The following is a 12707-nucleotide window of genomic DNA, read 5'->3' as shown; positions in this document are numbered from 1 at the left end:
GGTGGCCTCCAGGGCGGCCTTGGCCGGGCCCATCCAGTCGTACTGCGGCCAGGCGTACTGCGCGTCGAAGGTGAGGCCGACGACCGAGCCGCCGTTCTGCATCAGCGGCAGGCAGGCCATGGTGAGCGACTTCAGGGAGTACGCCGAGACGTGCATGGCCGTGGCGACCGACTCGAACGGCGTGTTGAGGAAGTTGCCGCCGAGCGCGTCCTGCGGGGCGAAGCCGATGGAGTGGACGACGCCGTCGAGGCCGCCCAGCTCCTCGCCGACGATGTCCGCGAGCCGGCCGAGGTGCTCGTCGTTGGTGACGTCCAGCTCGATGACCTTGGTGGGCTTCGGCAGCTTCCTGGCGATGCGCTCGGTCAGGGTGGGCCGCGGGAACGCGGTCAGGATGATCTCGGCACCCTGCTCCTGGGCCAGCTTGGCGGTGTGGAAGGCGATGGAGGACTCCATCAGCACACCGGTGATCAGGACGCGCTTGCCCTCGAGAATTCCGCTCATGGTGATCAGTGACCCATTCCCAGTCCGCCGTCAACGGGGATGACGGCTCCAGTGATGTACGAGGCGTCGTCCGAGGCGAGGAACCGCACCGTCGCGGCGATCTCCTCCGGCTGCGCGTACCGGCCGAGCGGCACCTGCGAGACGATGCCCGCGCGCTGCTCGTCGGTGAGCGCCCTGGTCATGTCGGTGTCGACAAAGCCGGGTGCGACGACGTTGAAGGTGATGTTGCGCGACCCCAGCTCACGGGCGAGGGAGCGCGCGAAGCCGACGAGGGCGGCCTTGGAGGCGGCGTAGTTGGCCTGCCCGGCGGAGCCGAGCAGCCCCACGACCGAGGAGATCAGCACGACGCGGCCCTTCTTGGCGCGCAGCATCGCGCGGTTGGCGCGCTTGACCACCCGGAAGGTGCCGGTGAGGTTGGTGTCGATGACCGAGGTGAAGTCGTCCTCGGACATCCGCATCAGGAGCTGGTCCCGGGTGACGCCGGCGTTGGCGACCAGGACCTCGACCGGGCCGTGCTCGGCCTCGATCTCCTTGTATGCCTGCTCCACCTGCTCCGGGTCGGTGATGTCGCACTTCACGGCCAGATAGCCGGCCGGGGGCTCGCCCGAGCGGTACGTGATCGCGACCTTGTCGCCGGCGTCGGCGAACGCTCGGGCGATGGCGAGGCCGATGCCCCGGTTTCCTCCGGTGACGAGAACCGAGCGGCTCAACGGATCACCCTTTCGCTAGGGGTCAGACACATCCGCGACACATCCGCCCGGAATCCGGACGGCAGGCGGTTTACCTCGAAACCTATCGGTCCGCTCCGGCACGCGGACATTCGGGCACCGACAGTGGGTCGGGGATGTCACTGTGGGGTTTCTACAGTCCGCCATGGTCGGTGGGACGCTCGCCGATGCGGAGTGCTAGATGTCGCGGCTCCATCTGGCGTCGGCGGCGGTCAGCTTGACACAAAGATCCTCGAGACGATCGTCCTGTAGCACCGTGCGGTGTGAGAGCGCGTTCCGTGTTCTGACCACGGTGCTCAGCAACAGCCGCTCCTCCATCGGGAAGGAGATCTGGCCCCGCAGACAGGCCCGCTCCAGCTCGGACGCCTCCGCGCAGAGGAAGGTCCGTTCGGGGCGAGTGACGTGATCCTTCAGGCGGTTTCTCACATATGACTCCACCAGTTCGGCGACCGGCCGGTTCGCGAACGACAGCGCCAGCTCCGCCAGACGTCGGCGAGCCTCCTCGAGCCACGGCATCAGGACCCGGGCCTGAGCCTGGCTGACCAGGATGCCGAACTGGTCGGGACGTCCCTCTCCACCATCGGTATGCCACACGGCGGGGTGGAGTCTGGCGCGGCCCTCCCATGCCTGCACGACACCGTCCGCCCAGATCTCCCGAAGCGGCGATGGTGGCTTGTGCTGCAGTCCGGCGCCGCTCCGCACGGACAGGCTCTCCGGGCCCGGCACGCTGGGCCGGTCCGCCAGACACGCGCGCAGGCAGTCGTCCAGGCTGCCCTCACGGCCGTCCCAGCACTCGAACAGGGCCACGGCCAGGTCAAGGTGTCCGCCGCACAGCTCCCCGACCACCTCGGCACGCAGTGCTTCGAGGATCCGGGTCCGCAGTACGGTGCCACCTTTGGCGCCGGGCCGGTCGGACGTTCCGAGTCCGGCCAGCAGCATGGCGCTGTCAAGGCGGCTCACCGTGCCCCACCACCAGTGGACGGAAGCCGTTCCCAGCTCGAGTTCCAGCTCGTCCGGGAGCTGGGGAGGAAGGTCACGCAGACGTCCGGTGACCATGACCCGGGGGCGCTGCTCCGGGAGGAGACCGACGTCCTTGACCGCCGCGCCCAGGGAACGCAGCAGGCGGGCGATGTCATGCCCGCGCTCCCCGTAGCTTCCCTGCGGAGTGTCGGGCTCCGTCCAGGCCCGAATGCTGATGACCGGCCGCCAGTGCGCTCGGGGGTCGGTCAGCTCGTCGACCACCCGCTCCGGCTCCATGGAGAGTTCCTTGGCGAGGCGGGTCACCAATTCCGACGGCCCTCCGCCCGGGGACGAGAGCGGCTTCTCCCGGCGGGGCGCTGGCAGGTCCCAGCCGATGTCGAAGCCGTCGTCGAACCCGTCCAGCAAGGGCACGTCGGCGGCACCGTAGGCAGGCGGGTCCACCCTCGTGGCGCCCTCATCTCCCCGCACGGTGCCGGGCTCTGGCACCCGGACGTGCTCGGGCATGCGGGCCAGCACTGCTCCGTGCAGTTCCTCGGCGTATCCCCCGTCGACCAGTGCGTCCGGCATCAGCCACACACAGCTCCGGCCGACGGCCAGATCGGCGGCTATGCGCTCGATCTGGCCGCGCACACCTGGCAGCCGCGCCAGTTCCTCCCCCGTCGGATTCACCCTGCTCACTCCCCGGCACGCGCGCGCACGGCTCGGAACGTCACGGGGTCGACGGCGATGCCGCCTGTGACCGAGTCGACCAGGCCGAGCCGCTCTAGCCGGGTCAGCCATGACGCCGTCTCCTGCTCGGGCAGCTCCACAGCCTCGGCGACCTGATCGATCGGGACTCCTTGGCCTTCGCTGACGTAACCGCTCCACAGGGCGAGCAGGTCGAGGTCCCGCATGTCCAGGCCCGCCGCCTCACAGTGCCGGTCGAGGTTGTCGGGTCGCCGTATGACGCGGTCGATCTTGTCCAGGGCACTGTCGAGCGTGGCACCGTTGACCGTGACTTCGGCGATGGCCGGCTCCACCCAGGTGGCCCAGCCGCCGGTGGCTCGGATCAGCCTCGTACGATCGACTTTGGACACAAAGGGACACTCCGGCCAGGCGCGCAGGCTCTCGACCGACCAACGCTCCGGGCTCAGGAAGCGGACGGGCAACGGCTCAGCGTCAGTCGATTCCCGCACCGCGCCAACGGTGAGCGCGTCGGCCACGACGCATACCGAACGGTGGTTGGAACGCTTACGCCCTTCTGCCTGCTGTACGAGGGCGTCGGCTGCCGGTCCGGCGTGCTCCACGCAGAGGCGTATGGCCTTTAGCAGTGCATCCGCGTCCATACCGCGCAGGTCGACGGCAAGGACGTAGTTCCTGCGCAGCCGGGAGACATCGGTGAGGACTGCACGCAGGTCGTCGTCGGCGCCGGCCCTGCGGACCTCCACACCACGTGCCTCGGCGAAACGCTCGGTCGCCGTGATCATCAGCTCCGGACGGTACAACCTGGTGGTCCCGATTACCGTGACTCCAGGTTGTGCGGCCTCGTGGAGCTGGCCTTCGGTGAGCGGGCTGTAGCGGGTCACGTGGCGGTTCGGGTCGCTGCCCATGTTCCGGCCGAGTAGGCGGCGTGCCGCTCGCGGGTCGTACTCGTAGGGCTGGCTGAACTCGGTCTCCCGCAGCTCCAGGAGCAGTTCGTCACGGGTTCCCAGCATGTTGACGACGTTCGGGCTTCTGACGGCGAAGCGGGAGCGGTCACCCAGTTGCACGAGCAGCCCCAGGCCGACCATCTCCCTGAGATGGATCTGCACCTGCTTGACACCGAGTTCCTGGAAGCCCTCTTCCCATGCCTCTGCCGCCCACCGCAGAAGTTCTTCGGCGGAGTAGTCGCCCCGGTAGCCGTCTTCGAGGCTGTGCAGGGCGATGACCAGGGTCAGGACCCGATAGCGGTCCTCTAGGTTGATGGTGAAGCGCAGCCGCTCGGCCAGCCGGGTGCGTACCGTCTCCGAGGCCGCTACCTCCTGAACGTCCGCCTCAGTGATCGGAGTAGGACGTACCTGACCACGATGGGATCGATCCTGAAGCGTCCGGATGAGCTCGCTGCAGAAAATCTGCACCAGGTTGGCCTGGTAGTTGGTGATGGCGAGGATGCGCCAGACCAGCTCCGGCCGCTCGAAGACGAACCCCAGGGCAGCCATGGGCTCGGTGACCAGACGTACGGCGGCGGTCGGGTTCAGGGGCCCGACCAGCACGTCCGGACCGCCGTGAGCGGTGGACACGTTGGACAACTCGCCGAAGCGCTGCACCTGGTGCAGACCCGCAAAGACAACCTTGAGGCGTCGGTCCGTCTGCTCCATAAGGTGCTGGAAACGCTTGACGTTCTGGAATGTCGACTCGCCGCCGGAGCGGAAGACCCGCCGAGAGTCCGCGGTGAGAAACGCGTCCGCTTCATCCGCGAGGATCAACATCCGGCGGGAGTCGTCGGCGTCCAGCCAGCCCCGAATGGCGTTGGCCACGTGCTCGGGCTGGGCCTGATCCGACACCTTCTTGGCGTCGATCACCCGCTGCCTCTTCAGATCGTCGGCCAACAGCTTCCAGATCCGCTCCGGGGACTCGGCCTGACCGATCTCGGCCTTGACGAGGTCCAGGTACACGGCGACGTTGGCCTCGGAGCGACGGGGGAACAGTTCCGCGACCCGGCGCAGCAGCGCGGACTTGCCGAGCTGACGCCCGCCGTAGAGGAACAACCCACCATCAGGGTTCATCACCTCCCGAAGCTCCTGGTCACGGCCGTAGAAGACCTCAGGCGGCACGGCACCCGCGACGAACGGGGTGTACGGGTCGTACGACGTCCACGGCAGAGTCACGCGTTGCAGTGCCCGGAATGCGCCCGGCGCGCGGGCCGCCATCCAACCAACTACCGAGGGGTCGACAACGAGCGCCTGCTGGGCCTTGCGGCGCGAGGCCTCGGCAAGAGCGCGGCGCCCCTCCAGGCCGAGCGGATGCAGGTAGAGAACGATGTTGGCATCGACGTCGGAGTCCTCAAGGAGAGCAATGGGGCCGTCGGCGCGCTGCTCCTCCCAAATGAGCAGGACGGTGTATGAGGTGGCGCGGGAACCAAGTGCGGCCACATACCCGGGTGCCTCGACAACGCCCGCCCGGCCTTTGAACCGTCGGACTCCCTGCCCCATCGGTTCGGCCTGGAAGTGGCCGAGAGGCTTGAGGCCAAGCAGTCGCAGCACGCGCGTGATGTGCTGGCTCCAGTCGCTGTTGCGGCCCTTCTTGGTGCACAGCGCTTTCCAGGAAGTTATGCCCTGCTCGGCGTTGGCGGTGACCTTCTCGCCGGAGCCATAGCGGTCGACCCACCACCCGGCAGGGACTCCGTCACCGCCGGGCGAGGGAGCACCTGGGCCCGTCAGTCCGGCCAGGAAGTCACGCAGTTCGGCGCCCTCGTCGTCCGGGCGCTCCGGCAGACGTCGGCCGCTCTCCACGAGGGCCAGAAACTCCTGTGCAGTGACCGTGTCTCCTTCGTCGATCAGCCGCACGATGCGGTCGTGGTCGGCTTCCGCGAGCGGTCGCTCCGGATCGAGTTTCAGGGCGTCGAGACGCTCCCGCAGACGCTTGGTAGACTCCGTGACCCGATCCGTCAGCTCGGCGGTGAGGTCTCTCAGAGCGCAGAGAGCGTATCGGTAGCGGCCCGCCTCGTCGCCGTCCGCGAACTCTTGCAGGCGGCCGGTGAACTCTCGCTCAGTGTGGGACGGCATCAGATTCAGCGTCCTGATCTGCGCCAAATGGGCTGCGGCCAGCCTGTGGTGGTCGGCGACCGTGCGGCGCCAGACTTTCTCCGCTTCCCGGCAGCGCCGTACCGCCTCCTCCAACCACTCGGTGTGCTCTGTGGAGTCAGCGGCGCCGACCACGCGGATCAAGGCGCGGGCCAGGTGCAGATCGCCACGGCTCACGTAGCTGGACAGCGCCTCCTCGGGGGAGACCGGGGTGAGCAGTTCGGCCAGAACGGCAGGAGTCCGGGAGTCGTGGAAGTCGGGGCGGCCCTCGGAGTCCCTGGCCAGCTCCGGCAGAAACAGGAGGCAGTCGTCAGAGGGGACGACGGCGCCCTCCGCATCGACCGTCGTCGCCCAGTGGCCGACCGGCTCAGCTGCCAGCCATCGGCCCAGCAGGCCGAGCGCGGCGCCGCCGACGCCCGGCATTTCGTCATGGGGCACCAGTTCGGCCATAGCCGCCCACTGGGGCACCTTGGTGTTGGACGCGGCATCCCTGGCCTGGACGGCGGCGGCCACCGCCTCGGCCTTTGCCACAAGTTCCCCGACCGAGCCGATCGTCGCGTTCAGCTGGCGCAGCGCTCCGGAGTGGATCGCTTCCTTGGCCTGCTTCGGCGTGCGGAACCGGCTGTCGGTGTCCTCAATGAGGCGGTCCACGTATTCGCTGCGCCGGAGGTTCTCGCTGACGGCCTTCAGCGCCGAACCGTCGGTGGCACCAGATGCCCAGTCCAGAACGGCGCACAGCGCCTGATAGAGCTCTCCCGAGGGGGCAGTCAAGTACTTCAGGACACGCGACGCGCGCTGATACTTGATCGTCCGGCGTGGGAGGTCCTCCAGCAGGAGACGCGCGGATTCCTCGATGTCCTCGACCGTGAGACCGTGCTCCGGTTCGGTGGTCTCGTCGATGGAGCCGGGGACGAAGACGTGGCACTCCCGCACGGCTTCCTTCAAAGCGGTCAGCAGTTGCTGCCAAGGCTGGGACACCGCCGGCATCGTGAAGTCGCTGACAAGGGCGTGCGGCCAACCGGCCGTGAGCCCCGAGCGCATCGCTGCGGCGAGAGCGACGACATGCGCGTCCCGGTCCTCGACAAGGTCCAAGGACGTGAGGTCCAGAGCCATCTGTACACGGGTGGCTCCATCCACGTCGGTGCAGGCGAAGGCAGCGGCCAGAAAGGCGAGCGCCTTGGTGCGATGCGAGGGTTCGTCCGACGCCACAGCCATCCAGTACGCCTGCGGGAGGGCGCCGCGAGCCACCAGCCGCGCCACGGGAGAGGCGCCGTCGGCTGCGTCCCAGGGTGAGGCGGCGCCTTCCGCAGCGGGCTGATCCGAGGGCACGGGCAGGCCGTCGTACTCGGATGCCGGATCGGCAAGGTTCCGTCCTGCGGCAGAGGCAGCCACCGTGGCGGTGGCATCGTCTTCGGGCTCCGGTCGCAGTTGGGCCGGTTCCGAGGGGGCAACGGGCACAGTCTTCGACGGGGGCCTCGTGTCGTCCACAGCCGGCTCCGGCTCGGGCTCCGCGGCCGGTTCCACCTCCAGCACAGGTTCCTGCGCCGGCTCTGCGGCCGGCTCCGGCTCCGGCTCCGGCACCGACTCGGCGGGCGGCTCTGTCGGCATAGTCGGCTCGGGATAGTGAGCGACTTCTGTCCCGACCGCGGGGTGCGCGTTCTGCTGCGCGGGTGCGGTAGGGCCCTCGGGAGCCATAGTGCCCTTGAGGACGGCCTCGATCGCCGACATCTGACCGCGGATGCCGTCCAGAGCCATACGCAGGCCTTCAGCCTCCGCGTCCGCCTCCGCGCCCGCGATCAACTGCTCGTACTGGGCGGCGCGCAGCCGGAGCTTCTCCATCTGTACGTCGGCCTTCGCCCGCTCATCCCTCAGCTGGTCGACCCGGTCGAGTTCCGCGTCCAGTTCGGAGTACCCGCCATCTGGCGGCCAGTGGCTCTCTCTGGCAGTCATGGCCTCAGCAAGACGAGCGCGGTCTCGGGTCCATGCCGCACTGAGGGCACTGAGCCGCTCCGGCTCCGCTGGGGCTCTGCCGTCCCGCACGCACAGGGTGAACTCACCAAGCACGTCCGTCAGCTCCGATCCTGACGCGCGCAGGTCGGTCATCGCGCGGCGAATCGCATGGGTCCAGGGCGCGTCTTCAAGAGTCCCAGCCGCTGCCCCGACGACCTCTGCGCTCCGGCCGCCGTCCGCATCCGTCCCCTCCGACCCGTCGCACCGCACCTCTGCATCCTGCACATCTGCCTCCGGCGGCAACGCCGACTCCATCCGCTGTTCCCCCTCTCCGGGTCCCCGCCCGAACGACGCACCTATCTCGCGGGCATCAAGGGGTGGTTCACGGTCGGCCGCGGCCTGGTAGCGGGCCAAGTGCGCTGTCGCGATCTCCGCCGCGGGCAGACGACCCTGCGCCTCCGGGGCCAGCAGCCCATAGAGGGCACAACGGGCCAGTGCAGGATCCAACACCTCGAGCATCGTCACCAGGTCGGAGGCCGTGGGGAGCGCCACCACTGCCGGCGGGAAGCCATATGTTCCGACCAACGCTCGGGAGGCCCAGCTGACGCCGCACGAGGCCACGGCATGCAGCCGTGCCTCCGGCACAGTGGTCAACCACACGCGCACTGACTGCGCTTCACGCTTCGACGCCCCTCGGGCGTCACTTCCCCCCTCTTTCTCCTTGGCACGCTGATGCCCGCACTGCCGACGCCGCAGACACTGATGCTGCGTCAATAGCCCCCGCATCGCGCGCTCATCGAGCGACAACAGCCACGAACGAAACTCCCGCCCCCAACCTTGCATGAGGGAATATTGGCACCCATCGCCGACATCGGCTCCAGGTTGGCCGGAAAAGTCCCGACGGCTCAGACGCGCGGCTGTACGGATTCTCCTGAGCTGGCTGTCGTAGAGACATGATTCACTGCGAGACCACCCGTCTCTTCCAACGGCTACAACCAACTGTGACAAGGGGAGGCCCTCGTGGCCCATGAGGTCGATCAGTCATTTCTGGCGCTACCGCTGAGGGCCCTCGCCGATGCCGCGCTCGCACGGGCGCGGGCGCTCGGGGCGGAGCACGCGGACTTCCGGTTCGAGCGGGTGCGCAGTGCCTCGTGGCGGTTGCGGGACGCCAAGCCGTCCGGGTCGTCGGACACCACGGACCTCGGGTACGCGGTGCGGGTGGTGCACGGGGGCACGTGGGGGTTCGCCTCCGGTGTCGATCTGACGATGGACGCCGCCGCCAAGGTGGCCTCGCAGGCGGTGGCGATGGCCAAGCTGTCCGCGCAGGTGATCAAGGCGGCCGGGTCGGACGAGCGGGTGGAGCTGGCGGACGAGCCGGTGCACTCCGAGAAGACCTGGGTGTCGTCGTACGAGATCGATCCGTTCACCGTGCCCGACGAGGAGAAGTCGGCGCTGCTCGCCGACTGGAGCGCGCGGCTGCTGGCGGCCGACGGGATCAACCATGTCGACGCCTCGCTGCTCACCGTGCACGAGAACAAGTTCTACGCCGACACGGCCGGGACGGTCACCACGCAGCAGCGGGTGCGGCTGCACCCGGCGCTGACGGCGGTGTCGGTGGACGAGTCCAGCGGCGAGTTCGACTCGATGCGCACCATCGCGCCGCCGGTCGGGCGCGGCTGGGAGTACCTCACCGGGACCGGCTGGGACTGGGACGAGGAGCTGGCGCGGATGCCGGAGCTGCTCGCCGAGAAGATGCGCGCGCCGAGCGTCGACCCGGGGCTGTACGACCTGGTCGTGGACCCGTCCAACCTGTGGCTGACCATCCACGAGTCCATCGGGCACGCCACCGAGCTGGACCGTGCGCTCGGCTACGAGGCCGCCTACGCCGGCACCTCGTTCGCCACCTTCGACCAGCTCGGCAAGCTGAAGTACGGCTCGGAGCTGATGAACGTCACCGGTGACCGCACCGCCGAGCACGGCCTGGCCACGGTCGGCTACGACGACGAGGGCGTCGAGGGCCAGTCCTGGGACCTGGTGAAGGACGGCACGCTCGTCGGCTACCAGCTCGACCGGCGGATCGCGCGCCTCACCGGTCTCGGCCGGTCCAACGGCTGTGCCTTCGCCGACTCCCCCGGCCATGTGCCGGTGCAGCGCATGGCCAATGTGTCGCTGCGGCCGGATCCGGCGGGCATGTCGACCGAGGACCTCATCGGCAGTGTCGACCGCGGGATCTATGTCGTCGGGGACCGGTCGTGGTCCATCGACATGCAGCGCTACAACTTCCAGTTCACCGGGCAGCGGTTCTTCCGGATCGAGAACGGGCGGATCACCGGGCAGTTGCGGGACGTGGCCTACCAGGCGACGACCACCGACTTCTGGGGGTCCATGGCGGCCGTGGGCGGGCCGCAGACGTATGTCCTCGGGGGCGCGTTCAACTGCGGCAAGGCCCAGCCGGGGCAGGTCGCGGCCGTGTCGCACGGCTGCCCCTCGGCGCTGTTCAAGGGAGTCAACATCCTCAACACCACGCAGGAGGCCGGTCGATGAGCGCGCGCACCAGCAAGCCGCACGAGGTCGTCGAGCGCGCCCTCGAACTGTCCCGGGCCGACGGCTGTGTCGTGATCGCCGACGAGCAGTCCACGGCGAACCTGCGCTGGGCGGGCAACGCCCTCACCACCAACGGCGTCACGCGCGGGCGCACCCTCACCGTGATCGCGACCGTCGACGGCAAGGAGGGCACCGCCTCCGGGGTCGTCTCGCGGTCCGCGGTGACCGCGGACGACCTGGAGCCCCTGGTGCGGGCCGCGGAGGCGGCCGCGCGCGGCGCCGCACCGGCGGAGGACGCGCAGCCGCTGGTCACCGCGGTGCCGGAGTCCCCCGACTTCACGGAGGGCCCGGCCGAGACGTCGTCGGCGGTGTTCGTGGACTTCGCCCCGGCGCTGGGCGAGGCGTTCGCACGCGCGCGTGCGGGCGGCCGGGAGCTGTACGGCTTCGCCAACCACGAGCTGGTGACGTCGTACGTGGGCACCTCGACGGGGCTGCGGCTGCGGCACGACCAGCCGAACGGCACGCTGGAGCTGAACGCCAAGTCGCCGGACCGGACGCGTTCGGCGTGGGCGGGCCGTTCCACCCGGGACTTCAAGGACGTCGACCCGGGGGCGCTCGACGCCGAGCTGGCCGTCCGTCTGGGCTGGGCCGAGCGGAAGGTGGCGCTGCCCGCCGGGCGGTACGAGACGCTGCTGCCGCCGACGGCCGTCGCGGACCTGCTGATCTATCTGTTCTGGTCGGCGTCCGGCCGGGACGCGGCCGAGGGCCGCACGGTGTTCTCCAAGCCGGGCGGCGGCACGCGGCTCGGCGAGCAACTGTCCGAGCTGCCGCTGACCCTGCGCAGCGATCCGCACGAGCCCGGCCTGGAGTCGGCGCCGTTCGTCATCGCGCACTCCTCGGGCGGGGACCAGTCCGTGTTCGACAACGGGCTGCCGCTGCGGGCCACGGAGTGGATCGGCGAGGGCGAGCTGCGGCATCTCGCGACCAGCCGGCACAGCGCGGGTCTGACGGGTCTGCCGGTGGCGCCGGCCGGTGACAACCTGATCCTGGAGGGCGGCGCGGACCGTTCGCTGGAGGAGATGGTGGCGGGCACCGGGCGCGGGCTGCTGCTGACCTGCCTGTGGTACATCCGCGAGGTGGACCCGGCGACCCTGCTGCTCACCGGCCTGACCCGGGACGGCGTGTACCTGGTCGAGGACGGCGAGGTGGTCGGCGAGGTGAACAACTTCCGGTTCAACGAGTCGCCGGTCGGGCTGCTGGGCCGGGCCACGGAGGCGGGGCGCACCGAGAAGACGCTGCCGCGGGAGTGGAGCGACTGGTTCACCCGGGCCGCGATGCCCGCGCTGCGGGTGCCGGATTTCAATATGAGCTCTGTCAGTCAGGGCGTATAACCTCGTACCCGCGGCCCCGGGCCGCCCACGAGCAAGCAGACCATCGAGGAGATACGAGAACCGTGACGGACATCGTCGACGAGCTGAAGTGGCGGGGCCTGTTCGCCCTGTCCACCGACGAGGACGCCTTGCGCAAGGCGCTCGCGGACGGTCCCGTCACGTTCTATTGCGGCTTCGACCCGACCGCGCCGTCCCTGCACGTGGGGCATCTGGTGCAGGTGCTCACCGTGCGCCGGCTCCAGCAGGCCGGGCACCGGCCGCTGGCGCTGGTCGGCGGGGCCACGGGTCTGATCGGCGACCCCCGCCCGACCGCCGAGCGCACGCTGAACGCGCCGGAGACGGTGGCGGGCTGGGTCGACAAGCTGCGCGGCCAGATCGAGCCGTTCCTGTCCTTCGAGGGCGAGAACGCGGCCGTGATGGTGAACAACCTCGACTGGACGGCCGGACTGTCCGCGATCGAGTTCCTGCGGGACATCGGCAAGCACTTCCGCGTCAACAAGATGCTGACGAAGGACTCCGTGGCCCGCCGTCTGGAGTCCGACCAGGGCATCAGCTACACCGAGTTCAGCTACCAGATCCTCCAGGGCATGGACTTCCTCCAGCTCTTCCGGCGCTACAACTGCACGCTCCAGCAGGGCGGCAGCGACCAGTGGGGCAACCTCACGGCCGGTCTGGACCTGATCCACAGGCTGGAGCCGCACGCGGACGTGCACGCGCTGGCGACCCCGCTGATGACCAAGGCGGACGGCACCAAGTTCGGCAAGACCGAGGGCGGCGCCGTCTGGCTCGACCCGGAGATGACGACGCCGTACGCGTTCTACCAGTTCTGGCTGAACGTGGACGACCGGGAC

Annotated in this window: 7 protein-coding genes; 3 read left to right on the top strand and 4 right to left on the bottom strand. The window is 69.3% G+C overall.

Going from position 1 to position 12707, the window contains the following annotated elements; translation table 11 throughout:
• The 4 genes from G6W55_RS35500 to G6W55_RS35485 form a co-directional block, all read right to left on the bottom strand.
• Positions 1–501: SDR family oxidoreductase (locus G6W55_RS35500; protein WP_175524760.1), on the bottom strand; the 501-nt coding region annotated here is incomplete at its 3' end.
• A 5-nt stretch (positions 502–506) separates the two neighbouring features.
• Entirely contained in the window at positions 507–1211 is a 705-nt protein-coding gene (gene fabG, locus G6W55_RS35495) for a 3-oxoacyl-[acyl-carrier-protein] reductase (protein WP_175524759.1), read from the bottom strand.
• Between the two features lie 195 nt (positions 1212–1406).
• The gene (locus G6W55_RS35490; protein WP_175524758.1) at positions 1407–2879 is read right to left on the bottom strand and encodes a hypothetical protein; all 1473 of its coding nucleotides are present in this window, start codon (positions 2877–2879) and stop codon (positions 1407–1409) included.
• A 5-nt stretch (positions 2880–2884) separates the two neighbouring features.
• Positions 2885–8446, bottom strand: a complete 5562-nt coding sequence (locus G6W55_RS35485) for a hypothetical protein (protein WP_175524757.1) — start codon at positions 8444–8446, stop codon at positions 2885–2887.
• A 495-nt stretch (positions 8447–8941) separates the two neighbouring features.
• Between G6W55_RS35485 and G6W55_RS35480 the strand changes: the two genes are divergently transcribed.
• From G6W55_RS35480 to tyrS, 3 genes are all read left to right on the top strand, one after another.
• Positions 8942–10465, top strand: a complete 1524-nt coding sequence (locus G6W55_RS35480; RefSeq protein ID WP_175524756.1) for a TldD/PmbA family protein — start codon at positions 8942–8944, stop codon at positions 10463–10465.
• Positions 10462–11856: a metallopeptidase TldD-related protein gene (locus G6W55_RS35475; RefSeq protein ID WP_175524755.1), complete on the top strand. Its 1395-nt coding sequence runs from the start codon at positions 10462–10464 to the stop codon at positions 11854–11856. Before G6W55_RS35480 ends, G6W55_RS35475 begins: the two co-directional genes overlap by 4 nt.
• A gap of 62 nt (positions 11857–11918) precedes the next feature.
• Positions 11919–12707, top strand: a 789-nt coding sequence (gene tyrS, locus G6W55_RS35470; RefSeq protein ID WP_175524754.1) for a tyrosine--tRNA ligase, incomplete at its 3' end; no start/stop codon positions are given.

The sequence above is a fragment of the Streptomyces sp. CAI-85 genome (assembly GCF_013363615.1).
GTDB classification, from domain to species: domain Bacteria; phylum Actinomycetota; class Actinomycetes; order Streptomycetales; family Streptomycetaceae; genus Streptomyces; species Streptomyces antibioticus_B.
This window is presented reverse-complemented; position numbering and strand designations above follow the sequence as displayed.